This window comes from Lysobacter sp. H23M47 (genome assembly GCF_015209765.1).
GTDB classification, from domain to species: Bacteria; Pseudomonadota; Gammaproteobacteria; order Xanthomonadales; family Xanthomonadaceae; genus Novilysobacter; species Novilysobacter avium.
Map to the genome: position 1 here is coordinate 921,401 of NZ_CP063658.1, position 23,653 is coordinate 945,053.

The following is a 23,653-nucleotide window of genomic DNA, read 5'->3' on the forward strand; positions in this document are numbered from 1 at the left end:
CTGGCCCTCAAATGCTTCAGGAGCATATGCAATGGGTCAGTCAGTCGTCGTTCTCGGTGCCCAGTGGGGCGATGAAGGCAAGGGCAAGATCGTCGACCTGCTGACCGAGGAGATCGGTGCGGTCGTGCGCTTCCAGGGCGGCCACAACGCCGGCCACACCCTGGTCATCAACGGCAAGAAAACGGTCCTGCACCTGATTCCCTCGGGCATCCTGCGTGAAGGCGCGCTGTGCCTGATCGGCAATGGCGTGGTGTTGCACCCCGGCGCGCTGCAGAAGGAAATCGGCGAGCTCGAGGCCGAAGGCGTCGAGGTCCGCTCGCGGCTGAAGATCAGCCCGGCCACGCCGCTGATCATGCCGTACCACATCGCCCTGGATCAGGCCCGCGAGAAGGCCGCCGGCGGCAAGGCCATCGGCACCACCGGCCGCGGAATAGGCCCGGCGTACGAGGACAAGGCCGCCCGTCGCGGCATCCGCGTGGCCGACCTGCATTACCCCGAGCAGCTGGCCGAGCTGCTGCGCAGCGCGCTGGATTACCACAACTTCGTGCTGACCAAGTACTTCAACGTCGAAGCGATCGACTTCCAGCAGACGCTGGACGATGCGCTGGCCTTCGGCGACTACGTCGAGTCGATGAAGTCCGACGTCGCAGGCATCCTTCACGACCTGCGCAAGCAGGGCAAGCGCGTCCTGTTTGAAGGCGCGCAGGGCTCGCTGCTGGATATCGACCACGGCACCTACCCGTACGTCACCTCGTCCAACACCACCATCGGCGGCGCGTTGGCCGGCACCGGCGTCGGCGCCGGCGCGATCGACTACGTGCTGGGCATCGCCAAGGCCTACGCGACCCGCGTGGGCAGCGGCCCGTTCCCGACCGAGCTGCACGACGAGGTCGGCCAGGCCCTGCGCGACAAGGGCCAGGAGTACGGCGCCACCACCGGCCGCCCGCGCCGCTGCGGCTGGATCGATATCGTCGCGCTCAAGCGGGCGGTCGCGATCAACGGCATCAACGGCCTGTGCATCACCAAGCTGGACGTGCTGGACGGTCTGGAGAAGCTGAAGGTCTGCATCGGCTACCAGTACCGCGGCAAGCAGACCGAGTACGCCCCGCTGGACGCGCAGGGCTGGGACGAGTGCGAGCCGGTGTACCTGGAGCTGCCGGGCTGGCAGGAAAGCACCCACGGCGTCACCCAGTGGGACAAGCTGCCGCCGGCCGCGCGCGCCTACCTGCGTGCGCTGGAAGAACTGGCCGGCTGTCCGCTGGCGATCGTCTCCACCGGCCCGGACCGCGACCACACGATGATCCTGCAGGATCCGTGGGCGTAACTGCCGCGCTGCGCTGACAGAAAAAGCCCCGCGCATGCGGGGCTTTTTTGTTGGATGTGAGATGCGGATTGCCGCGTTCGTGCGGAGTCGCCACTCGGTTAGCCGGTTGGGCAAACTTCCCAAGCGGGTTTCCCACTCCGCCTTGGTACAAAAATCGCCTCTAACGATGCGTTCGCGGAGCGGCTGAGACAAAAGTCACGAAGGTAGCGGCGATTTTGAATCTTGTCGGGCTTGCCTTGCGGAGACTCTATAAACGCATTTATCGACACTGAGTAGTGCTCGCCAATCTTAAGTGGTTCAGGCGCCTTTACCTCAATCGCGTCCGGTATTTCGGCGGCATATCTTATGCACTGATCAGGCGCCAATCTAAAATGAGGGGTCGCCGCGGTAAGATCTACGCCCCATACAATATCGCTCTGGCTCGAGCCGTGTTTGCGCACGGTCACTGAAGCGATCTCGGGTGGTGATGTTCTCGCCTCGTGGGTGTCATTGATCGAGAAACAGGGCTGAGCGTTCTCCATGCGAACCTCCGCTTGCTGGTACGTCTCCCGCGGCTGAGTACAACTCCCGACAAGTGGTAAGGCCGAGACCAGAAAGAAGATGCAAGGTCTCATCATTTGGTCACCTTAGGAAGATTGGATTTGTCAGCGGGCCTGTCAATCAGTGGGGACGTTACACAGTTGCCACTGTGTCACGCCCTTGAACGCCGGAACCAGAAGGACTTCCTGCGACCCGTCGGAATTCTCGCGCAGACAGAAGTATTGGCCATACATACGGCCCAGAGTGCGATCGCCCCGGCGCGATGGATTCGGTATTCCGGCATTGATCGATAGGCCATATCGCTCGCCTGGCCGGAGTTCCTCATAAATTTGCTGCTGTGAGTCATTGACTGGCCGGTATCCGTATGGGATGCAATCATCCGGATGTAGCGTCGTTTCCGGTTCCAGTGGAGTGATCCAACCCCATATCCGTTCCCATTTAGAATCCACGAACTTGCTAACGGAAATTGCAGCGATCGTTGGAGGTGTTTTCCGTGCTTCCTTGCTATCGGCGACGGAGAAGCACAGGCGGGAGTCTACAATACGGATCGTTGCGTCCTGATACATGCCGGCTGGCTGAGTGCAACCGCCAACGCCGGGAGCAAGCAGTAGCGGTAGGAAGACAGCTCCGATTCTCATTTGGTTACCTGCGGTAGGTTGTTCGAATCATCCGGTGTTATAAGGAAGTCACGCAATGTGCCTTCATAGAGTGCAAGAAGGTTGGCTCTATGGCGATACTTGGAATCATACAGGTCGTCAGTGTTTTGCCGAAATCTGAGAAGGTAATAATCCGCAATTATATTTCCCTGTGCTTCCATGTTGTAGTCGCAAAGGCGCTTAGTTCTGTCGAGCGTATACTCATACGTCATGTTGGGACGAGGACCTCGAACGCGCTTGATCGGGTAGCCAAGCTGATACTGCCAAACATGTGTCATTTCATGTACGAGAAGTCGCTGCTCCCGATCCAATTCGAGCGAAAAGTCTATTGAGAACAGCTTGCCCGGTAGGTAAATATCACCGTTAGGTGCAGTCGCCGTGTTATCTGGTTGAAAGCCGAAGAGCAGCCAGTATCCATGGTTGTGAAGCTTGACCGACTTGTAGTCCACGGAATTTCCAAATACTTGCCGCAGCATCGCGACCTCGCCGCTGGTCAGCCCACGGTCTTCGGCTTTGGCTACGGCCTCATGCACGGAAGATCCAACGGCGGTCGCATTGGTGCGTGCGCCGGCCAATGCCACTTCAACTGTTTGCGACGGAAGGCCAAAGGCAGCACAGCAACTGGCTTCCTGCTCGGGGGCGACCAGCTCGGCCCCGGTAATGCCGAGCGGAGCGGAGGACGCGACGCGCTGTGTCCGGCCGTCGTCATCGGTTACGCCGTCGACCTCGGTCCCGTCTTCCAGCTGCAGCACATACCGGATATTGGACAGCGCCGAACCGGTTGGGCCGACGAACCGGATCTGCTCATCGAATGCACTGTCCCTAATCGTGCGGGCTGCAGGACTCGGTCCGCCATTATGGTTCGCCTTCGCAGCATTGGCGTTGGCTGCTGCGTCCGCCGCGACGGCTGCGGTCGATGCTCCAGACCCTGCGTCCACAAACACCCGCATCTGTTTCACCGCCAGCACCTTGCAGCCACACGCAATCGAACTTCCATGCAGGGCCACCGCCTGGCCGTCGATGATGGTTGTCGGGTCCCCATCTACGATCGGGAACGTGCCCTTGTGGGTGGGGCAAGTCGCCATGTCGTTGATTCGCGCGACAGGCTTGCCGTCGATGTCGGTGAAGGGTGATCCGCTGATCACGGTGCCGCCGCTCGAAGTGGCGTCACCAAGCACAATCCACATCCTTGTCATGTTTTCTCCTTGTCCTTGATGGGACATCGCGGATTCTACGTCTCCTGGTGATACGGCGCTGCTTCGCTTGGTTCTGGGTGCGCGAGTCTCATTCGTCTCGGACCGGCAGGTAGGGATTCCGTTTGCCTGCTGCCGGCGCGTGAGTGGGCTCGGCGGTAACGGGTTTGTTCAGTTCCAGCGCCCATCAAGAGATTGCATTCACGCCCGACGCTTTAGGTTGCTGCACAGCACCCCCAACGAGTCCGGCATCCCCATGACCCAGTCCCTGAATTCCAAGACCCTTGCCCGCGCCCTGATGGTCGCGTTGTTGCCCGTCGCGATGTCGGCGGCCTGCAGCCAGTCATCGATTCCGGCGGCGGAGCTTGACGCCAGCGTTTCTCCCAACGCCGCCACCGTCCAGGACCCGGCCACCGCCGGCACCACCGGCAATGCCGATATGACGGGCGTCCAGGACGCCGACCCCGCCAACCCGAAGCCGGTCGCGCCGATCGCACCGGATGATCGGGTGCCGCCGCCGGATGACGAGAAATCCTCCGAGACACTGCCCGCCGACAAGAAGGCCGAGCCTGAGCCGCTGCCGCCGGTGACTGCCGCGTCCGCCGATGCGGAGCTGGCCAAGGACAGCACGCTGCGCGCGCAGGTGCTGCTGGAGCGGGCGTTCTTCTCGCCCGGCGAGATCGACGGTGCCGTGGGCAGCAACATGGGCCGCGCGGTGGACGCATTCCAGCGTGCGAATGACATCAAGCCGACCGGCACGATGGACGCCGCCACGTGGGAGCTTCTGGACAAGGACGACGCGCCCATCCTGATCGAATACACCCTCACCGCCGACGACGTGGCCGGCCCGTTTGCCGCCACCCCTAGCGGCCACGCCGCCATGGCCAAGGTGGACGCGCTGCCCTACGAGTCGGTGGAGGAGAAGGTGGCCGAGCAGTTCCACTCCAGCCCGGCGCTGCTGGCCAAGCTCAACCCCGGTGTGAAGCTCGCCTCTGGCGAGACCATCACCGTACCCAACATCCAGGCCGCTACCCGCCTGCCGACCCCGGCCAAGGTGGTGATCGACAAGTCCGACTCCGCCCTGCTGCTGATGGACGAGTCGGGCAAGGTAATCGGGCATTACCCGGTGACCACCGGCAGCGCCCAGTTCCCGTTGCCGATCGGCGACTGGAAGATCAACGGCGTCGCCCGTGACCCCGTGTGGTACTTCGATCCGAAGCTGATCGCGGGCACCACGGCCTCCGACAAGAAAGCCGAGATCCCGCCGGGCCCCAACAACCCGGTCGGTACCACGTGGATCGACCTGAGCAAGGAGCACTACGGCATCCACGGCACGCCCAACCCGGCCAAGATCGGCAAGACCGAATCCAACGGCTGCATCCGCATGACCAACTGGAGCGTCGCCGCGCTGGCCGATGTGGTGAAGCCGGGCGTCCCGGTCAAGATGCGCGAGTAATGCGGTCGCGTTCTTAAAGACGCGGAGCGTTAACTTTGGACAGGGCCGCCCGCGGGCGGCCTTGTCGTGTCCGGGACAGCAGGGGGGCCCGGAATGCAGCGCGCGACCGCCGATGAGCGCTTGAGCGCGATGCAAGTGACTACCAGCGGCTGTGCCGGTGGCCAAACCGCCGTTGTGGGAGGTTTGACCGGCGCAGGCGGCGCCATAAGCACGAACGCTGCCGGGGAAAGCCGCATCAATGCCGGGGCGTGCCTGTGCGGTAGGGCTCAAAGCCCCGACGTCGCCGCCCCAGGGGGCAACGGTGCCGCAAAAAGCGGCGTCGCTGCCCCGGTTCCGTCCTCGACTGCCGCTCCACACGGCGCGTGCGCCATCGGAAGTGCCAACGATGGCGAAATTTTCGGCATCGGCACCACTTTTTCCGGCGAACAAAAAAGGCCGCCCGAAGGCGGCCTTTTCACACATCGCGGCCTTACGCCATCTCAGGCTTTTCCTCTGTCGAGCGGCTGGTTTTGGCGAAGCGCGCGCCCAGCTCCTTGCGCAGCCCTTCCAGCCCCTGATTGCGGCCAGCCACCTTCAGCAGCGCGTAACCGTCCAGCGCACACCGCATGATGTCGCTGCCCAGCGCCGTCTCGCTGTCGGCACCGCGCTCGGCCAGGCGCTGCAAGCGCTGCATCCGCGGACGCAGCCGGTCCAGCGCGGCCAGGTCTTCCAGCGCCTCGGCCAGCTTCAGGCTTGGCGGCACCACCTGCGGGTTCTGGCTGAGCACGTTCAAGGTCTGCCGGCAGAACGTCTCGGACTTGTCGCCCATGCGCGCCAGCTTGCGGCGCTGGGCGGCGTTCATCGCCACCAGCGCGACCAACTGCGTCTCAAGCTCGGTCAAGGCCTGGTCCACGGCATCCAGCTGGGCGTCGGACAGGGTGAGGTTGATCAGGTTCTGGCTCATTGCAACTCCTTTGCATTCCAGTGAGGCGCCGGGGCCGGCACGCCATGCGCGCCTGCAAGCCCACCAACACCGCCCCGCCGCATTCCCTGTGGCGTGAGTCGTGCGTGCCGGCGAGGCCGGCGGCTGGGGTGTGGGAAGTGTGGCGGATGCGGACCGACCTAGGTGGATGAGAAGCTAAGCAGGTGCCGCAAGTAAATGTAGGACTACAACACTGTGGCGGGTCAGTACACATGAAGGTGAGCCTGGAAAAATGCAGGGCGAGCTAAGCAACCGTTGAGCGCCCTTACGCGCACGCGCTTTACCTGGCCAAAGCGCTGCCAGTTCGATCTTTCAAAAACGCCTGCATCTCCGGGTCGACACAGTAGACGTAACAACCCTTCATTCCACGCGTCATAAGGGTCCGATACGTATTTCGAATTATGCGATCGACCCGCTCGCGGGTTGCGGCCGGGTCGACCTTCATTTGCTTTTTGTAGCCGCGTATCGAACGGTCTCGACTAGATCTATTTTCGGGCGCGGTTACCAAGGTGCCGCCCCGAGCGAGTAGGTCGGGGCCAACAATAACGCCCACGTAGTCGAGTTCTAATCCTTGACAAGTGTGTATGCAGCCAACTTCGTTAATTGAGTTCGCCGCAATCAGCCACAGGCTTCCATCTTTATTCAAATTCCATTGCTTTTCATAGGAGTGCTCAGGAATCACAATGTCAAAGGCGTCGGGGATTTTTTGCTCGGCCAGTCCCAGCAATAGCCAGCTACCACGCGTGACTTGTTGTTAGCTTGGTTCTTCTTCGATATTTGCCTGTGGAGTTCGGTTGGTGAGTCGATCACACGGAAGTCAAACGCGTCGGGATCGAAGTCCTCGTTGGCTGTCTCGCGGATGCCTAGCAAGTTATCAAGCCAAGCGAGATAGCCATCCGACCCATTGCACCTAAATTGTGAAGCAAGCTCAAGGTGCGTGACCTGTGCTCCTAGCTCGATCGCCCATCGCTCCAGTTCGCTCGAGTGTCCGATGTCGTTGATTGTTACGATCTGGTCGTCATCAACGAACAGGATGGTGCACTTGGCGCTATTGATTATCTCCTTTATTTGGTTCTCACCAAGATTCCCGTAGAGTCCGGAATGTTTGTTAAGTCGATGGGCCTCGTCTACGATCAGGGCGTCAAATATATTTGGCTCGGTTGTGGTAAACGCGCCTGAGCCGCTGAAAAGGCTGGATATCTCTACCTGGGTGAAGCTCCCCGTGAGTCGCTGCTTGTACACGCTTCGAGGGGCAGGGTTTTTGGACACATACTTAGTAAGAAGCCCAAGCTGGGTTAATGCCACAATCAAGTTGATCGCGACGACAGACTTCCCGGTGCCCGGTCCCCCTTTGATGATAGCGACCAGCTTTTTGTCAACGCGTGCAGCCCGGGCCAGAACGAGTGCCGTTTCGTAAACCACCTTCTGCTCATCTATCAAAACGAACTCTCGGTTGCCCTTGAGCATTTTGGCCAAGCTGTCGGAAAGCATTTTCGATGGGCGGATACGACCGTTTTCTATTTTGTAGAGTAGCTCTGCCTTGTCCCCGTGTTTCACTTGGCTTTTTATGAAGTCCCTAAGGCGCTCGCGTTCGTCATCTCCGCGTAAGAACAGCGGTGCTTTTTCAATGTATGCTGCGTAGTGTTGGTTGCTTATTATTCCATCGTCATTGTAGTTGTGAAGATATGCGCAAGGTTTGAGTGTGACGTCACCATCGTATACCGCCTCGTTAAACCCTTCGAGTAGCGCCGCGTAAGACCAGGCTTGGTAGCAGGGATGAGCTCCTTCGCGCTCATGCGCGCCTCCCCTGTGGGCTATAATTATGCCGTCCTTGTCAGTGAGTTTAGACGAGGACCACTGCTTTAGTTCCACTACAATCAGGCGTGGTCGGTTGTCCGAGCCGCGGCCAGAGAGAATAAAATCTATCCTCTTGGATGTTTGCGGAATCCCGTATTCGATACCGACACCCATATCATCGGGCATGTCCTTGTCGCGAAGCACCTTTGCCATCTGTCCCAGAGATTCGCGCCAGGATCGAATCTCAGCGTGGGGAACATATTTTCCGGTAGCGGCCAGATACGCACTGGACACCACATCCTCGATGTCCCTGTTGTCCGTGTCGTGCAGGAAGCGTGTTTTGGTACCTTGGTAGATGATCAAGGCTTCCGATCTCCTGGCCGCGGCGAAGGTAGATCGGTGTACTTTGTACTTTGCCCTTTCGCTAGATCTACTGGGTATTTCTCTCCGTTTTTTTTCATCTTGCGCCAAGCAGCCGCGACCGGATCAACACTTAACTTGTCCGCCAACTGTAAAACGTAGATAAAAACGTCGGCTATCTCGTCGCTTACTTGTTCGTGCTTTTTGCTGGATAAAGATCGACTCTGTTCGTCGGTGAGCCATTGGAAATGCTCCAGCAGTTCGGCAGCTTCGACGGACAACGCCATTGCGAGATTCTTGGGGGAGTGAAATTGCTTCCAATCGCGCGCTTCTGCGAATTCGCGCAGGGCGTTCCTCAGCGTTTCGATGTCCTGGGTCATATAGGGTTCCTCGGCTAATCCCAATGCTAACCCCATCCCTACAAGGGCGTTGGGCTATTAGCCGCTCAGTGCATGTGGTGCGCTAGGCTCCCTCTCTAACCTCATCGGCGCGGCTCATGCCCATCCCCTTCACCCTCCAGCGCCTCGACCACGTGGTCCTGCGCGTACGCAACATCGCCGCGATGCAGGCGTTCTATTGCGACGTGCTCGGCTGCACGATCGAGCGGCGGCAGCACGAGATCGGCCTGGTGCAGTTACGGGCCGGGGACTCGCTGATCGACCTGGTCGATGTCGCCGGTGAGCTGGGTCGCCAGGGCGGTGCGGCACCGGGCGCGGAGGGCCACAACATGGACCACCTGTGCGTGCAGGTGCTGCCGTTTGACCGCGCCGCCATCGAGGCGCATCTGCGCGCGCATGGCGTCGAGGTGGGCGAGTTCGGGTCGCGCTACGGCGCGTTGGGGCAGGGGCCGTCCCAGTACCTGTTTGATCCGGAAGGCAATCGGGTCGAGCTCAAGGGGCCTCCGGCGGGGTAATGCCGACCGCCTGCGGCTATGCTGCGGGCACTGCAAGTCAGCAGCGGCGTCGATCGCGACGACCGGAACCACACACGGAGAGCCGCAATGCACGGATCGATGAAGAATGTCCTGGGGAAGTTGGGGATCTTGCTCTGCTTCGGGCTGTTGTCTGCCTGCGCGGAGCCCGGTGCACCATCTGCCGAGGGGAGCGCGAGCGACCGCGCACCGGCGGCGGCCAAGTCGGCGGACGGGCTCAGCTTCACCATCAGTGGACCGGCGTTTGCCGAACCGGCGACGTTCGAGGTCCCCGCCGATAGCCGGGAGCTGCGCACCTATCTGTCCGACAGCATGTTCAGCCTCACCGTGTCCCCCAACGAGCGGCTGCGCTCGACGGATGGCAAGCACGTGTTGACCGGGGCGATCCTCGGCACGCAGCCGGCAGGCGTGGGCGAGTCCACCGAGGCCAGCGGCGTGACGGAGGCCACCTTCAACTTTGATACCGATGCCGGCACCGAGCGCCAGCAGGGTCCGTCGATGGCGTTCTCCTCCAACGGCGAGAAGCAGCCGATGCGCATCGTGATGGAGACCTTCGAGGATGGGAAACGCGCTGCGGGACACTTCAGCGGGAAGTTGCAGCGGCTCAACATCGACCACACGCAAGAGATCTACGACGTGGACGGCAAGTTCGACGTCGAGAATTGATGCCGCTCAGCTGATCGCCGACACGCCGCCCGCCGCCTGCGCAACCCGCGCGGCGGCGGCGCGCACGCGCTGGATGTCGTCAGGCAGGCTGAGCGCGTTTTCGCAGCGCGCCAGGGCGCTGCGTGACTGTTGCAACGCCGCTTGCCGGTAGCGCGGCTGGTCCACCGTGGCCAGCATGTGCAGCACCTTCTGCAACTGGATCGCCACCTCCACGGTGGCGGCGCCGTCGCGGGCGATGGCCACGAAGAAGTCATCGAACAGTTCGTAAGCTTCCCCGTCAAGTAGACACTTCAAAAGTAGAGTTTCCAGCTTGGCGTTGGCGGTACTCCGCCGGCGTCAAATCGCCGAGGGAATCGTGGGGGCGTTCTTCGTTGTACTCGAGCATCCACCAGTACGCCGCCTCGCGAACATCGTCGAGGCGGGCGAAGAGGTGCTGGTCCAGAACCTCTTCGCGGAGGGTCCGGTTGAAGCGTTCGATGTAGGCATTCTGGTTGGGCTTGCCGGGCTGGATATACCGGATGGCCATGCCGTTGGCCTTTGCCCACTGGATGAACGTCTCGCCCAGGAACTCGGGGCCGTTGTCGGTGCGCAGCACCTGCGGCAGGCCGTGGTCGCGCTTGAGCTGCTCGAAGATGCGCACCAGGCGGGCGGAGTTGATCGATGTGTCGACTTCAATGTGCAGCGCCTCGCGGTTGAAATCGTCGACCACGTTGAAGGTGCGGAATCGCCGACCGCACGCCAGTGCGTCAGACATGAAGTCCGCCGACCAGACCATATCTGGCAGCCGTGGCACGTACAGCGGCACCCGCTGGCGTTTGGGCAGGCGGCGCTTCACGGGCCGTCGCAGGTTGAGTTTCATGGCCTTGTACACCCGATAGATTCGCTTGTGGTTCCACTCCGGCCGGCGACGGTGCAGCAGCTTGCGGCACTTCCAGAAACCGCGGGCCGGGCGCTCCTCGACCAGTTCCGCCAGCGCGGCGATCACTTCGGCATCGCGCACCGTCCAGTCCAGCGGCGGGCGGTACCAAGCCGCACGCGACAGGCCCACGCATGCACAGGACCGGCGCAGTGGCCGCGCGTGCACCTCGACCAGGTACCGCACCGCCTCGCGCTTCTGCTCCGGCCCTACAGTTTTTTTGCAATCAGATCCTTCATCGCCGCGTTGTCCAGCGCCAGCTCCGCATACATGCGTTTGAGCCTGCTGTTCTCGGCCTCCAGATCCTTTACCCGCCGCAGCTCCGACGCCTCAAGGCCGCCGTACTTCGACTTCCAGTTGTAGTACGTCGGCGTGCTGATGCCGGCCTGCCGGCAGATGTCCTTGACGGGCAAGCCGGCATCGGCCTGCTTGAGGATCGAGACGATCTGGGACTCGGTGAAACGGGACTTCTTCATGGAACCTCCTGGCTGAGGGGAAGATGCCAGAAAGCTCTACTTATGGGTTGTCTACTGAATGGGGAAGCTTACGAGTTCGTCCAGCTTCACTCCCGGCACGCGGATGCGGGGAAACCGGACTTCTTCGTCCTCGTCCAGTTCGTCGGAGTACGGCGAGGACCATTGGGCGAGGACGCGCGCGCCGCGGCTGAGGATCTCGATGGCGGTGCCGGGGTCATTGACGGCGGCGGACAGCGCGCGCGAGGCGATTTCCGCCATGACGCACAGCCCCAGCCGCGGATCCTGGTCGAAAGATCGCTCCGAGGAGATGTTGAACGCCCTGGCCAGCTTGCGCATTGTCTCTTCATCGTGGGTGCCGGTGACCGATGCGACGGGCCTGCCCGGTCCGGCGAGTTCACCGGGCAGCAGGTGGACCACCACGTGCAGGTCCGATTCTTCGGCCAGTTCCTGCAGGGCGCCCATGTCGATGTACTGGACGTAGCCGATCTTGCGCGCGGTCAGCGGCATTCCCGGCTTGTCGGTTGCATCGCTGTGCTCGTGGAGCGGCGCGCCGCCCAGGTAGGGCAGCTTGTAGCGGGCACGTATGGACTTGGTGGCTTCCTTTTCCACCCGCTCGCTGGTGGGGCCCACCCGGCCAAGCTCGAGCACGTAGTCGATCCAGCGCAGCAGGGTGATCACGATGATCACCAGCACGCCGAGGGTCACCGCGTACAGGATCACCCGTCCGCTGTCGCCGTACAGGCCGGTGTGCAGCCCAATGATGCCGACCACGCTGAAAAGGAACGAGCCCACGAAGGTCGCCAGCGCGTTCTGCGCCGTTGCATCCGCGCTCAGCAACCGCGTGGCGCGTGGGGTGACGTTGTTGGTCGAGGACGCGAACGCCGCGACCATCGTGCTCAATGAGAAAATCGTCACCGCCAGCATGCTGCTGGCGATGATGTTGAGCAGGCTGCCGACGGCGGTCGCGCCGATCTGGGTTGTCACCTCCGGCGGGATGAAACGCTTGAGCACGATCGCCGCCAGCGCGGTTACGACCCCCAGCAGGGAGAACGCCGTGGCCCGCAGCCACATTTGGCGGGAGAGCTGGAGGACGAGCCACTGCAGGCGCGAAAACATGGTCAACAGCTCCCACCGGAATTCGAAGGCAGCTTAGCAGCGGCGTCCGCGCTGTCCGTCCTCAACGCAGCAACACCAGCGTGGCCAGGCCCAGGAAGCTCAGGAAACCCATTACGTCGGTGATGGTGGTCAGCACGACGCCACCGGCCAGGGCGGGGTCAAAGCCCATGCGCTTGAGTGTCACCGGTACCATCACGCCGCCGGCGGCGGCGGTGAGCAGGTTGATGGTCAGCGCGGTACCGATCACCGCCGACAGCAGCGGGTCGTGAAACCACAGCAGCACGATCAGGCCCAGGCCAATGCCCAGGCAGACGCCGTTGATCAGCGCCACGCGCAGCTCCTTGCGCAGCAGTGCGCCGATGTTGGACGAGCCGATCTGGTCCAGCGCCAGCGCCCGGATCATCAGCGCGAGTACCTGGGTGCCGGCATTGCCTCCCATGCCCGCGACGATCGGCATCAGGATCGCCAGCGCCACGATCTTGTCGATGGAGCCCTCGAACTGGCCGATGACACCGGCGGCCAGGAACGCGGTGCACAGGTTGACCCCCAGCCACACCAACCGGCGGCGGAACGCGCGCCGCGCCGGGCTGAACATGTCCTCGTCCTCGGCCAGGCCGGCGGCGCTGAGCGCCTGGTGTTCGGCGCGGTCGCGGATGATGTCGACCACGTCGTCGATCGTGATCCGTCCCAGCAGGGTGTGGTTGTTGTCGACCACCGGCGCGCTGAGCCAGTCGTGGTCGGAGAACTGGCGCGCGACCTCGTCGCTGGAGTCCTCCACGTCGAACGCCGGCTGTTCCGAATCCAGCAGCCGGTTGATGGGCGTTGAAGGGTCGTGCGTCAGCAGGGTCGCCAGTCCGAGGCGGCCGCGGTACTGGTGGCGCCGGCTGACGACGTACAGGTAGTCGGTGTGTTCGGGCAGCTCACCGCGCAGGCGCAGGAAGCGCAGCACCACGTCCACGGTGGCGTCGGCTCGCACGGTGACCACGTCGGGGTTCATCAGTCGCCCGGCGGTGCCTTCGGGGTAGGAGAGTGCCTGCTCCAGCCGCTCGCGGTGCTCGCGGTCCATCGACTTGAGGACTTCATCCAGCACCGTGGCCGGCAGATCACCGACCAGATCGGCCAGGTCGTCGATGTCCAGGTCTTCGACCGCGGCGACGATTTCATCCGCGTCCATGTCCGCCAGCAGGCTTTCGCGGACCTCGTCACCGACGTGCAGCAGTACCTCACCGTCATCTTCGGGATCGACCAGGCCCCAGACCACGACGCGCTCGTCCAAAGGGAGCGACTCGAGCAGGTTGCCGATTTCCGCCGGCGACAGGGTGTTGACCAGGCGCCGGATCGGGCCCAGTCGGCCGCTGTCGAGCGCGTCCGCCAGCAGGCGCAACTGGTGCGACGTCTTGTCCAGGCGGACGGTCTCGGCCATGCGTGCTCCTTGTGCGGAAGCCGCATCCGAGGTGGATGCGATCAGTGTTCTGGGTCGTGCCCGATTATCCGCGCTGCGGCCGGCGCTGCACAGCCGCGGGTGCTTCATGGTATTGGTATGCCGCTTTCACCACCGGACATCCACCATGACCCCACGCTCCATCTTCGTTGCGACATCCCTGGCACTGGTTGTTGGTCTGGCCGCGTGCAGCGCGCCAGCCACGCCCGAGCAGCTGCCGTTTTTCGAGCCGGGCGTGGAGTTCACCGTCAACCAGGTGGGCACCGGGTGCACGGCCGACGGCGCGTACCGGGCCAAGGTCAGTTGGGAGGTTCCGCCGTCGATGTCGTCCAAGATCGAGGTGCAGGTGGGCGACGACCGCGCGGGGATTTTCGCGCGCAGCAACGATTCCATCGGCAGCGAAGAGACCGGGGACTGGGTTCGCGACGGCACGCTGTTCGTGATGGTCGACCGCGATTCGAAGATGGTGTTGGCGGCACTGAAGGCCGGGCCGGGCAACTGCACCGCGCCGGCCATGGAGACTGTCGGCGACTGACCCTCGCCGAACCACGGACTGACGCGCGCCTGACCCGCGCCAGCCCCGGCCTAGCTGGCGAGCTGGCGCTCCATCCAGTGCTCGATCTGGGCGCGGTCGCGTGCCCGCATCAGGGCCGGTGCGCGGGCACGCAGCGCGTGCACATCGCAGGAGCGGATCGTGCGGCGCACTTCCAGCAGGCTGCTGGGGTGCACGCTGAACTGCTCGAGCCCCAGCGCCAGCAACAGCGGACTGAAACGCGCATCGCCGGCGATCTCGCCGCACACCGACGCCGGGATCGCGTGCTTTTTTGCCAACAGCAACACGTCGCGCATCACCCGCAGGACGGCGGGGTGGAGCAGGGTATGCAGCTCGCCGAGTGCGTCGTTGTTGCGGTCGGCGGCGAGCAGGTACTGGATCAGGTCGTTGGTGCCGATCGCGACGAAATCGATGTCGCTGATGAAGCCCGACAGGGCGATCGCCGCGGCGGGCACCTCGATCATCGTGCCCAGGGCCACACGCGGGGCGATCTCGTGGCCCTCGCCGCGCAGCTCGGCGGCGATGCGGTCCAGCTCCGCGCGCACCGTGCGCACTTCTTCGCGCATGGTCACCATCGGCAGCAGGATGCGTACCGGTCCGTAACCGGAGGCGCGCAGGATGGCGCGCAGTTGCGTCTCCAGCAGCCCGGTGCGGGCCAGCGAGAGGCGGATGCCGCGCACGCCCATCGTCGGGTTGGGCTCATCGCGCAGCGCCAGGCCGGTGCGGTCGGCCTTGTCCGCGCCCAGGTCCAGGGTGCGGATCGTGACCGGGCGACCGCTCATGCCCAGCACGACATCCCGGTAGGCGTGGAACTGCTCCTGTTCGTCGGGCAGGTCGTTGCTGCGCAGAAAGAGGAACTCTGTGCGGTACAGGCCGATCCCGGTTGCGCCCAGGGCGTGGGCCTCGGCGACGTCCTCGCGCGATTCGGCGTTGGCGTGCACCTCGATGCTGACATCGTCGCGGCTGCGGTTGGGCTCGCTGCGCAGGCGGTTGAGCGCGCGCTGGTCGCGTGATTGCGCGCGCAGTTGGGCCCGGTGGTTGCGCAGGTCCGGGGCGCGCGGTTCGATCACCACGGTGCCGGCGCTGCCGTCCACGATCAGCGCATCGCCGTCGTTGACCCGCTGCAACAGCCCCGGCACGCCCACCACCATCGGCAGGTGCAGGCTGCGGGCAAGGATCGCACTGTGCGAGAGCGCGCTGCCGGAGGACGTCACGATGGCGACCACCCCCTGCTGCTGCAGCTGGGCCAGCTCGGCCGGGGCGACGTTGTCGGTCACCAGGATTTCCCCGGCGACCCCGGCGGTGTCGTTCAGGCGGCGATGCAGGCTCGCGTGTACGCGCGCGATGACCTGGTCGATGTCATCCATGCGGCTGCGGAAGTAGTCGTCGTCCATCCGCGCGAACACGGCCGCGATACGGTCTCGTTGCTGGCGCAGGGCGTAGTCGGCGCTGCTGTGGTCGGTGCGGATCAGCTCGTCCAGGCCGTGCAGCAACTCCGGGTCGTCCAGAAGCAGCGCATGCAGGTCGAGGAACTCGCCGACCTCATGCGCCAGTGCGCCCTGGAGGCGGTCGCGCATGGCGTGCATCTCGGTGCGGACCCGGTCGATGGCGTCGTGCAGGCGCGCCAGCTCCGCATCCACATCCGCCGGGTCGATGTACTCGGCGACCACATCGACCACGTGTGGCAGGCGCACGCGGGCACGTCCAAGGGCGCTGCCCCGCGATGCTGCCAGTCCGGACAGTTCCTGCCGCATGCCGGCTTACTGGTCCTCGTCGAAGCGGCGGTCGAACAGCGCGGCCACCGCGTCGGCGACATTGGATTCGTCCTCGCCTTCCACCCGCAGGCGCACCTGGGTGCCCTGGCCGGCGGCCAGCAGCATGACGCCCATGATGCTCTTCGCATTCACCTCGCGGCCCTTGGCGATCAGGGTGGCATTGGACTGGTAGCCCGACAGCAGCTGGACCAGCTTGGCGGTCGCGCGCGCATGCAGGCCCAGGCGGTTGGAGACGGTCAAATCGCGTTCGATCATGGCAGTGTTCCGGAAACCGTCATCAAGAGGAGCCGCTGCGGGTGGCGCTGGTCACCAGTCGTCCTGACGCACGCCGTTGCGCGCGCCAGCGGCGGCGACCGCTGGCAGTTCATCCAGCCCCAGCTCGGCGTAGTTCAACACGCGCAGCAGCATCGGCAGGCTGAGCCCGGAGACGCGGTGGACCCGCGTGCCCAGGTGCGCCAGCGCAGCCGCCAGGTTGCTCGGCGTCGCACCGTACATATCGGTCAGCACCAATACGCCATCACCATCGTCCACGCGGCGCATCGCCGCACTGGCCTTTGGCAACATCGCATCGGGGTCACTGTCGAAGCCGACCTCCAGCGCTTCCACCCGCAACGGGAGTGGATTGAGCAGGCCCGACGCGACCGCAAGAATGGTGCTGCCGATACCTTCGTGGGTGAGCAGGAGAATACCGACAGACATGCGACAAAGTTAACAGACGGCGGTGCGCTGCCGGTAGCCGGCGTCGTTGCAATGTAGCGGCGCGGCGCTCTAGTCCAGTTCGCGGTGGTGCACGGCGACTTCGTCCCAGCCCTGCTCGCGCGCGGCACGGGCCATGCGCTCGGCCAGATACACCGAGCGGTGGCGGCCGCCGGTGCAACCAAAGGCGACGGTGATGTAGCTGCGGCTGGTGTCGGTGTGCAGGCGCGGCAGCCAGGTTTCCAGCAGTGCGCCGACCTGGTCGGCGAACTCGTTCACCAGCGGCTGGTTGGCAAAGAACTCCGCCACCGGAGCATCCCTTCCCGACAGCGGTCGCAGGCCGGGATCCCAATGCGGATTGGGCAGGCAGCGCGCATCGAACACGAAGTCGGCATCCGCCGGCACGCCGTGGCGGTAGGCGAAGGACTCGAACAGCAGCGAGACAGTGCTGGTGTCACCCAGCGCGAAGCGGGTGATGATGTGCCGCCGCATCTGGTGGACGTTGAGATCGCTGGTATCCAGCTGGGAATCGGCCAGCTGGCGCAGCGGACGCAGCACCTGGCGCTCCAGCGCGATCGCATCCGCCAGCGCCAGGCCCAGGTGGCTGAGCGGGTGGCGGCGGCGGGTGTCGGCGTAGCGCTTGATCAGGATGTCGTCACGGGTCTCCAGGAAAATCACCCGCGGGTCCATGCCCAGCTTGCCCAGCTCGGCGAGCCATCCCGGGATGCTGGCCAGGTCGCGGTGACTGGTGCGTACGTCGATGCCGACGGCCAGTTTTGCGGTCTCCGTTTCGGCCAGGTTGGCGGTGGCGGCGCGGACAAATGCCGGCAGCAGCTCGGCCGGGAGGTTGTCGACGCAGTAGTAGCCCAGATCCTCGAAAGTCTTCAGGGCTACGGATTTGCCCGAGCCGGACATGCCACTGACGATCACCAGCGCCGCTTCAGCGAGCGGTTTCTCATCGGTGGGGGGCGTGGGGAGGTCGTTTTCCGTCTTGTCCATGGGCTCAGGGGGTACCGCGTTCCAGGAAGTTGCTGTGGCGGGCGATGAACGCCGCGGCGGGGTCCATGCCTTTCATGCGCAGGCTGTGCAGGCGGGCCGCCGCTTCGGCGAGGACGGCCAGGTTGCGCCCGGGCATGACCGGCAGGGTCGTCATCGGCACGTCGAGATCGAGCACGCGGCGCGCCGAATTGTCACCGATCAATCGTTCAAGGCCGCCGGAGTCGGCGGGGACGTCGCCGGGCTGGGTCAGGTGGGTGATCAGGCGCAGGTACTTGTTGCTCTTGACCGCGGTGTCGCCGAACATCTGGCGGATGTTCAACACGCCCAGGCCGCGCACCTCCAGCAGGTCCTGCAGCAGCTCCGGACAGGTCCCGTCCAGCACATCAGGCGCGATCTGGGTGAACTCGGGCGCATCGTCCGCAACCAGCCGGTGGCCGCGGGTGATCAGCTCCAGCGCGAGTTCGCTTTTACCAACACCCGAATCCCCCGTGATCAGCACACCGATCGAATAGATCTCCATGAACACGCCATGCAGGGTGACCCGCGGCGCGAGCGTGCGCGCCAGTTGGTACTGCAGGTGGTTGAGCAGCTCATGGCCGCGCAGCGGAGATCCCCACAACGGCGTCATCGATTCCTCGGCCGCCTCCAGCAGGTCGGCCGGGCAGTCCTGCGCCTTGCTGATGACCATCGCCAGCGGACGGAACTGGATGATCCTCTCGATGGTCTCCCAGCGGTGGCGTGAGTCCAGCGAGTCCAGCCAGGCCAGTTCCTCGGCGCCCAGGATCTGCACCTTGTTGGGATAGATGGCGTTGAGGTAACCGGCCAGCGAGGGGCGCCGGTCCAGGGTATCGACCGCCTCGAGCACGCGTCCCCGCCCGGCCTGGCCGGCGTACCAGCGCAATTGAAGCCGTTCGCGCTGCCGTTCAAACAGATCCTCGGCGCTGATGCGGGCACTGGACATCGGCATGTCAGGCGACGCTGGGGCAGGCGGGGGCGGCCAGCAGGCAGCGGGTCAGCTCGAGGGTATCGCCCGCCTCGCGCAGGCGCAGCCGAAACGCGGGATCGGAGAAGTATTCGGCAAGCTCCGCCAGCTGTTCCAGGTGCTTCATGTTCGAGTGCAGCGGTACCACCATGGCCATGACCAGGTCGACCGGGATGCCGTCGGCGGCACCGAAGTCGACCGGCTCGGCCAGGCGAAGGAAGGCGCCACGGCTGTCGTCGATGGAATCCAGGCGGCCGTGCGGGATGGCGACGCCGTGGCCGATGGCGGTGCTGGCCAGCTGTTCGCGCGCGTGCAGGCTGTCACCGATCAGCTCGGAAGCGGGGGTGGCCACGCCCTCGGGCGTCGCGTCATCGCTCGCTGGCGTGGCCAGCAGGCGCGCCGCGGTCTCGATCACCGCGGCACGGTCCCGGCTGCCGGACACGATGGCGACGCGTCCGGCGCTCAAAAGATCAATCAGGGGCATCTTGGCTAACCGGTTTCACCGATTCGGGAGAGGCTTTCGGCGCGGCGCGACTGGTCGACCTGCTTGCCCTTGTGCTTGAGCAGCAGGCGGTCGAGTTTATCCACGAGCAGGTCGATCGCCGAGTACATGTCGGGTGCTGCCGCATCGGCGTGGAGCGTGCGGCCGGCACAGACGATGTTCGCCTCGGCGCGATGGTCGGGCTTGTCCAGTCCCAGCTGCACGCGCACCTCGAAGGGCTGCTCGAAATGTCGCTGCAGGCGGCCGAACTTGGTCTCCACGTATTCGCGCAGGGCGGGGGTGACGTCAAGCTGCTGGCCGTAGATTTCAATCCGCATGGAAAGACTCCTTTACCTGGCGACGGGAGACCAGCATAGCCCAGCCCGGGCTCCGTGAATCCGCCCGTTCAGGCCATGCGCACCCGATCCTGGGAGGACACGATCCCCATCGCCTCCCGGTACTTGGCGACGGTGCGGCGGGCAACCGGGATGCCGGCGGCCTTGAGTGTTTCGGCCAGGCGCGCATCCGACAGCGGCTTGCGCGGGTTCTCGGCCTGGATCAACTCGCGGATCATCGACTGGATGGCGATGCTCGACGCCTCGCCACCGCTGCCGGTGTCAATGCCGGAGGCAAAGAACGCGCGCAGCGGGATGGTGCCGCGTGGTGTGCGGGCGTACTTGCGCGCGATGGCGCGCGACACCGTCGATTCGTGCATGCCGATCTCGGCTGCCACCTCACGCAATGTCAGCGGACGCAGCGCCGCGTTGCCGAACTCCAGGAAGCCGGCCTGCTGGCTGATCAGGCAGCGGGCGACTTTCAGCATCGTCACCCCGCGTGCCTCCAGGCTCTTGAGCAACCAGCGCGCTTCCTGAAGGTGCCCCTTGAGGTAGTTGGCGTCGGCGGAGTCGGCGTGGCGGATCATGTTCTCGTAGCCGCGATGGATGCCGATGCGTGGCCGCATGCTCTCGGAAAGGGCCACCCGCCACATGCCGTGCTGGCGCCAGATCACGACGTCGGGAGCGACGTAGGTGTCCTCGGCGATATCGCCGATCCCCGCGCCCGGACGCGGCTCCAGCGAACGCAGCAAATCGACGGCCGTTTCCACCTCGCTCACGGCCAGCTTCATCTCGGTCGCCAGACCCGCAGCGCCCATCCGCGGCAGCCGCTCGAGGTGATCGCGCACCAGGGTGAGGGCCAGCTCGCGCCCCGGGATGCATTCGTCGAGCTGCCGCAGTTGCAGGCTGAGGCATTCGGCGAGGTCGCGTGCACCGACGCCGATCGGGTCGAAACGCTGGATCTGGTGCAGCACCGTGAGGACTTCTTCCTCGTCTACGATCAACTCGGGCGCAAGGGTCGCAGCGACCGACTCCGGCGATTCCCGGAAATACCCGGCCTCGTCCATGGACTCGACCGCGATCTGGCGGTCGCGCGGTGACAGGTGGCTCAGGTGCAGCTGCCACAACAGGTAATCCTGCAGGCTTTCCGACTCGGCCACCTGCTCGGCCGGGTCACGCTCGCTGTCGGGATCGGCCGGGCCGACGCGCTGATACCAGACCTCGCCGTCGTCGGGGCCCCAATCCGCCTCGGGGGGCGCCGGGGTGTCGTTTTCGTGGACCGCTGCCTTGTCGCCAGATGCATCGTCACCGCCGGCCGGATCCGGGATCGCGGCATCCGTGGTGTGTTCGGTCCAGTCCAGCAGCGGGTTGGACTCGACCGCAGCCGCCAGTTCCGCCTCGAGTTCAGCCGAAGACATCTGCAGCAGCCGGATGGCCTGCTGCAGCTGGGGTGTCATGACAAGGCTCTGGCCGAGTGATGTCTGCAGTTGGGGCTTCATGGTCACCGTATGGTTGCGGCGCAGACACGGTTCCGCGCGGCGGCCTTACATCATGCCCGCAATGGTCGGCTTCGATGTGTGATGCAACGCTACAGGCGGAAGGTGTCGCCCAGATAGACCCGGCGCACGTCCGGGTTGGCGAGCAGCGTGTCCGGCGCCCCCTGCGCGAGCACGCTGCCTGCGTTGAGGATATACGCGCGGTCGCAGATGCCCAGGGTTTCGCGCACGTTGTGGTCGGTGATCAACACGCCGATGCCGCGATTCTTGAGATGGCGCACGATGCGCTGGATGTCCGCCACGGAGATCGGGTCGACGCCGGCAAACGGCTCGTCGAGCAGCATCAGTCGCGGATTGCCGGCCAGGGCGCGTGCAATCTCGACCCGGCGGCGTTCACCGCCCGAGAGGCTGGCGCCCAGCTGGTTGGCGACGTGGTTGACCTGCAGCTCCTCCATCAGCGAGGCGAGTTCGCGCTCGCGGCCGGCCTTGTCCAGATCCTCGCGCAGCTCCAGCGCGACGCGCAGGTTGTCGGCCACGGTGAGCTTGCGGAATACCGACGGCTCCTGGGGCAGGTAGCCCATGCCGTATTTGGCCCGGGCATGCATCGGCTCGCCGGTGATGTCCTTGCCGTCGAGCAGGATCTGCCCGGCATCGGCCGGCACCAGGCCGACGATCATATAGAAGCAGGTGGTCTTGCCCGCGCCATTCGGCCCGAGCAGGCCGACCACTTCCCCGGCGTCGAGCGTCAGGCCGAAATCGCTGACGACCTCACGCGAGCCGTAGGACTTGCGCAGGCCCTTGGCAACCAGCATCAATCGGTCTCCGCTTCGCCGGAGGCTTTGTTCTTTTCGGCAGGGGCGGCGTTGCGCGGCATGATCCGCATGTTGACGCGGCCGTTGCCTTCACCGCCGCTGGTCACCTGACCGGTGGTCATGTTGTAGACCACGCGTTCGCCGCTCAAGGTGCCGCGCGGCTGCTTGATGTTGACCTTGCCGGTGAACACGACGGTGTCGGTGGTGACGTTGTAGTCGATCTTGCTCGCGACGGCGTTCATGCGGCTGCCGTCGTCCATCTGCTGGGAAAGCGTGGCCGGCGAGCCGGTCAGCACGACCTGGGCGATGTCGCCGCCGCGCGCGCGGATCTCCGCCCGGACGGCTTCGGCGTGCAGGGTGCCCTGGTCGATCACCACACCGCCGGAAAGGACCGTCGGCGTGCTGTCATCCAGGCTGCCTTCCTGTTTGCCGGCGCTCACGTCCATCGGTTGGTTTCGATCGGATTTCTTCGCCATGGCCATCGGGGTGGCGGCGGCAACAAGGATGATGAGCAGGCCGACGAGCGCCTTGGTGTGGTTAGCGGGCATAGCTGGATTCAACCTCCGATTGGAGCGTGTACTGCTTGGTGGCCAGATTCACGTCCAGCCCGTTGCCGCGGAGTATAGAGCCCGGCCGGTTGATGGTGACCTGCACCGGCGAATCGATGCGGTCCGCATCCGGGAATACGTTCAGCTCCTGGGTGTCGATGTTGACCTTGTCGGAGTGGCGTCCGTCGCTGACCGCATTGACATCGCCGCGCAGGCGCAGCTCATCGCCGTCGGCGCTGATCCAGCCGGTCTTGGACGTCACTTCCCACGCGTCGGCGTTGTCCTGCCTGGGCGGAATCAGGAAGCGGGGCGTGGTCACGTCCATGGTTTCCAGCACCGGGTCACGCGCGAGCCGCGGGGCGCGCAGGGTGAAGGATTCCTTGCCCGTCGCGTCCAGCACGACCAGCTCGAAGTCGTTGAGCAGATAGTCCGGCCGGCCGCCGATTTCCTGCCGCAGTTCCGGACCGGTGGTCATGCGGGTCAGCAACGCCCAACCACTGGCGACCGCTCCCAGCAACAGCACAATGCCCACGGGGATGCGCCAGTTCATGCGTTGTGCCCCGTTATGCGTGCGGTCCGATCGGCCTGTTCAAGCGCCGCGGCGTTGATCAACGCGTCGACCTTGCCGTGGGCGTGCAACAACAGGTCGCACAACTCCCGTCCGGCTCCCTCGCCGGCGCGAGCCGTTGTAATCCAGTGGGCGCGTTCGCGGATCCAGACGTGGGCGCTGGCCGGTGCCACGGCAAATCCGACCTGCTGCATGGCGCCCAGGTCAGGGAGGTCATCACCCATGAAGGACACCGCGTCCAGGCCGATGCCCAGGCGCGTGGCAATCGCGCGCACCGTGGCGAGTTTGTCGCTGACTGCGGTGTGGACTTCGCTCAGCCCGAGCTCGGCGCCACGGCGCTCCACGATGGTGCTGGCGCGGGCGGTAATGAAGGCGACCTCGATCCCGACCTTGCGCAGCATCACCAGGCCCAGGCCGTCATGGACGTGGAAGGCCTTGGTTTCTCGGCCCTCGCTGTCGAACCGCAGCCGGCCGTCGGTCAGCGTGCCGTCGATGTCGAAACAGGCCAGCTGCACGCGTCGCGCGCGTTCCACAACGGCGGTGCCGGTCGCGGTGTGAACCAGGGGCGTGGACAT

Annotated in this window: 24 protein-coding genes and 1 pseudogene; 5 read left to right on the forward strand and 20 right to left on the reverse strand. The window is 64.5% G+C overall.

The features are described from left to right. Positions 1–31: 31 nt before the first annotated feature. Positions 32–1,324: an adenylosuccinate synthase gene (locus INQ43_RS04150; protein WP_194037194.1), complete on the forward strand. Its 1,293-nt coding sequence runs from the start codon at positions 32–34 to the stop codon at positions 1,322–1,324. Positions 1,325–2,498: 1,174 nt separating this feature from the next. Here INQ43_RS04150 and INQ43_RS04155 read toward each other — a convergent pair. Continuing rightward, positions 2,499–3,743, reverse strand: coding sequence for a PAAR domain-containing protein (locus INQ43_RS04155; RefSeq protein ID WP_228062615.1), 1,245 nt, complete (start codon positions 3,741–3,743; stop codon positions 2,499–2,501). Positions 3,744–3,969: 226 nt separating this feature from the next. Here INQ43_RS04155 and INQ43_RS04160 point away from each other — a divergent pair, with 226 nt between their 5' ends. Continuing rightward, entirely contained in the window at positions 3,970–5,169 is a 1,200-nt protein-coding gene (locus INQ43_RS04160; RefSeq protein WP_194037195.1) for a L,D-transpeptidase, read from the forward strand. Between the two features lie 469 nt (positions 5,170–5,638). Here the strand turns inward: INQ43_RS04160 and INQ43_RS04165 are convergent, their stop codons facing one another. The 3 genes and pseudogenes from INQ43_RS04165 to INQ43_RS04175 all read right to left on the reverse strand — a co-directional run bounded on the left by INQ43_RS04165 (position 5,639) and on the right by INQ43_RS04175 (position 8,667). Then, a complete protein-coding gene (locus INQ43_RS04165; protein ID WP_194037196.1) occupies positions 5,639–6,112 on the reverse strand; it encodes a hypothetical protein in 474 nt (157 codons plus the stop codon). 298 nt (positions 6,113–6,410) lie between these two features. Then, positions 6,411–8,140 (reverse strand): annotated as a pseudogene (locus INQ43_RS12990) (DUF2075 domain-containing protein). 146 nt (positions 8,141–8,286) lie between these two features. Beyond that, complete coding sequence (locus INQ43_RS04175) at positions 8,287–8,667, reverse strand: nucleotide pyrophosphohydrolase (protein WP_194035231.1); 381 nt, start codon at positions 8,665–8,667, stop codon at positions 8,287–8,289. A 116-nt stretch (positions 8,668–8,783) separates the two neighbouring features. On the opposite strand from INQ43_RS04175, the gene INQ43_RS04180 reads away from it, so the two are divergent. Further along, positions 8,784–9,200, forward strand: coding sequence for a VOC family protein (locus tag INQ43_RS04180; protein ID WP_194037197.1), 417 nt, complete (start codon positions 8,784–8,786; stop codon positions 9,198–9,200). Between the two features lie 87 nt (positions 9,201–9,287). Then, positions 9,288–9,884, forward strand: coding sequence for a hypothetical protein (locus tag INQ43_RS04185; RefSeq protein WP_194037198.1), 597 nt, complete (start codon positions 9,288–9,290; stop codon positions 9,882–9,884). Positions 9,885–9,890: 6 nt separating this feature from the next. On the opposite strand, the gene INQ43_RS04190 is transcribed toward INQ43_RS04185, so the two are convergent. The 4 genes from INQ43_RS04190 to mgtE form a co-directional block, all read right to left on the reverse strand. Beyond that, a complete protein-coding gene (locus tag INQ43_RS04190; protein ID WP_194037199.1) occupies positions 9,891–10,178 on the reverse strand; it encodes a hypothetical protein in 288 nt (95 codons plus the stop codon). Beyond that, positions 10,162–11,276 (reverse strand): IS3 family transposase gene (locus tag INQ43_RS04195; protein WP_194036671.1). Its coding sequence is split into 2 segments (ribosomal slippage): positions 10,162–11,024 and positions 11,024–11,276, totalling 1,116 coding nucleotides; the frame shifts between segments, so codons are not numbered across the junction. Before INQ43_RS04195 ends, INQ43_RS04190 begins: the two co-directional genes overlap by 17 nt. A 51-nt stretch (positions 11,277–11,327) precedes the next feature. After that, entirely contained in the window at positions 11,328–12,392 is a 1,065-nt protein-coding gene (locus tag INQ43_RS04200) for a DUF2254 domain-containing protein (protein WP_194037200.1), read from the reverse strand. A 61-nt stretch (positions 12,393–12,453) separates the two neighbouring features. Then, the gene (gene mgtE, locus INQ43_RS04205) at positions 12,454–13,815 is read right to left on the reverse strand and encodes a magnesium transporter (protein WP_194037201.1); all 1,362 of its coding nucleotides are present in this window, start codon (positions 13,813–13,815) and stop codon (positions 12,454–12,456) included. Between the two features lie 145 nt (positions 13,816–13,960). On the opposite strand from mgtE, the gene INQ43_RS04210 reads away from it, so the two are divergent. Next, the gene (locus INQ43_RS04210; protein WP_194037202.1) at positions 13,961–14,368 is read left to right on the forward strand and encodes a hypothetical protein; all 408 of its coding nucleotides are present in this window, start codon (positions 13,961–13,963) and stop codon (positions 14,366–14,368) included. 50 nt (positions 14,369–14,418) lie between these two features. Here the strand turns inward: INQ43_RS04210 and ptsP are convergent, their stop codons facing one another. The 12 genes from ptsP to INQ43_RS04270 all read right to left on the reverse strand — a co-directional run bounded on the left by ptsP (position 14,419) and on the right by INQ43_RS04270 (position 23,653). Continuing rightward, complete coding sequence (gene ptsP, locus INQ43_RS04215) at positions 14,419–16,140, reverse strand: phosphoenolpyruvate--protein phosphotransferase (protein WP_194037203.1); 1,722 nt, start codon at positions 16,138–16,140, stop codon at positions 14,419–14,421. A gap of 6 nt (positions 16,141–16,146) precedes the next feature. After that, positions 16,147–16,416, reverse strand: a complete 270-nt coding sequence (locus INQ43_RS04220; RefSeq protein ID WP_194035238.1) for an HPr family phosphocarrier protein — start codon at positions 16,414–16,416, stop codon at positions 16,147–16,149. 51 nt (positions 16,417–16,467) lie between these two features. Next, positions 16,468–16,860 carry a PTS fructose IIA subunit family protein gene (locus tag INQ43_RS04225; protein ID WP_194035239.1) on the reverse strand — a complete coding sequence of 131 codons (393 nt, stop codon included), beginning with the start codon at positions 16,858–16,860 and terminating at the stop codon, positions 16,468–16,470. A gap of 69 nt (positions 16,861–16,929) precedes the next feature. Beyond that, positions 16,930–17,772 (reverse strand): RNase adapter RapZ, encoded by an 843-nt coding sequence (rapZ, locus tag INQ43_RS04230; protein WP_248285396.1) that lies wholly within the window; start codon positions 17,770–17,772, stop codon positions 16,930–16,932. Positions 17,773–17,860: 88 nt separating this feature from the next. Next, positions 17,861–18,817, reverse strand: a complete 957-nt coding sequence (gene hprK, locus INQ43_RS04235) for an HPr(Ser) kinase/phosphatase (RefSeq protein WP_194035738.1) — start codon at positions 18,815–18,817, stop codon at positions 17,861–17,863. 7 nt (positions 18,818–18,824) lie between these two features. Further along, on the reverse strand, positions 18,825–19,322 hold the full coding sequence (locus INQ43_RS04240; RefSeq protein ID WP_194035241.1) for a PTS sugar transporter subunit IIA: 498 nt from the start codon (positions 19,320–19,322) through the stop codon (positions 18,825–18,827). Between the two features lie 5 nt (positions 19,323–19,327). Then, a complete protein-coding gene (raiA, locus tag INQ43_RS04245; protein ID WP_194035242.1) occupies positions 19,328–19,657 on the reverse strand; it encodes a ribosome-associated translation inhibitor RaiA in 330 nt (109 codons plus the stop codon). Between the two features lie 68 nt (positions 19,658–19,725). Further along, positions 19,726–21,111 carry an RNA polymerase factor sigma-54 gene (locus tag INQ43_RS04250; RefSeq protein ID WP_255518487.1) on the reverse strand — a complete coding sequence of 462 codons (1,386 nt, stop codon included), beginning with the start codon at positions 21,109–21,111 and terminating at the stop codon, positions 19,726–19,728. 131 nt (positions 21,112–21,242) lie between these two features. Then, positions 21,243–21,962, reverse strand: a complete 720-nt coding sequence (gene lptB / locus INQ43_RS04255) for an LPS export ABC transporter ATP-binding protein (protein ID WP_194035244.1) — start codon at positions 21,960–21,962, stop codon at positions 21,243–21,245. Next, entirely contained in the window at positions 21,962–22,510 is a 549-nt protein-coding gene (gene lptA, locus INQ43_RS04260) for a lipopolysaccharide transport periplasmic protein LptA (protein WP_194035245.1), read from the reverse strand. Before lptA ends, lptB begins: the two co-directional genes overlap by 1 nt. After that, positions 22,500–23,060, reverse strand: a complete 561-nt coding sequence (gene lptC / locus INQ43_RS04265; RefSeq protein ID WP_194035246.1) for an LPS export ABC transporter periplasmic protein LptC — start codon at positions 23,058–23,060, stop codon at positions 22,500–22,502. Before lptC ends, lptA begins: the two co-directional genes overlap by 11 nt. Continuing rightward, positions 23,057–23,653: an HAD hydrolase family protein gene (locus INQ43_RS04270; RefSeq protein WP_194035247.1), complete on the reverse strand. Its 597-nt coding sequence runs from the start codon at positions 23,651–23,653 to the stop codon at positions 23,057–23,059. The genes lptC and INQ43_RS04270 overlap by 4 nt, the downstream gene beginning before the upstream one ends.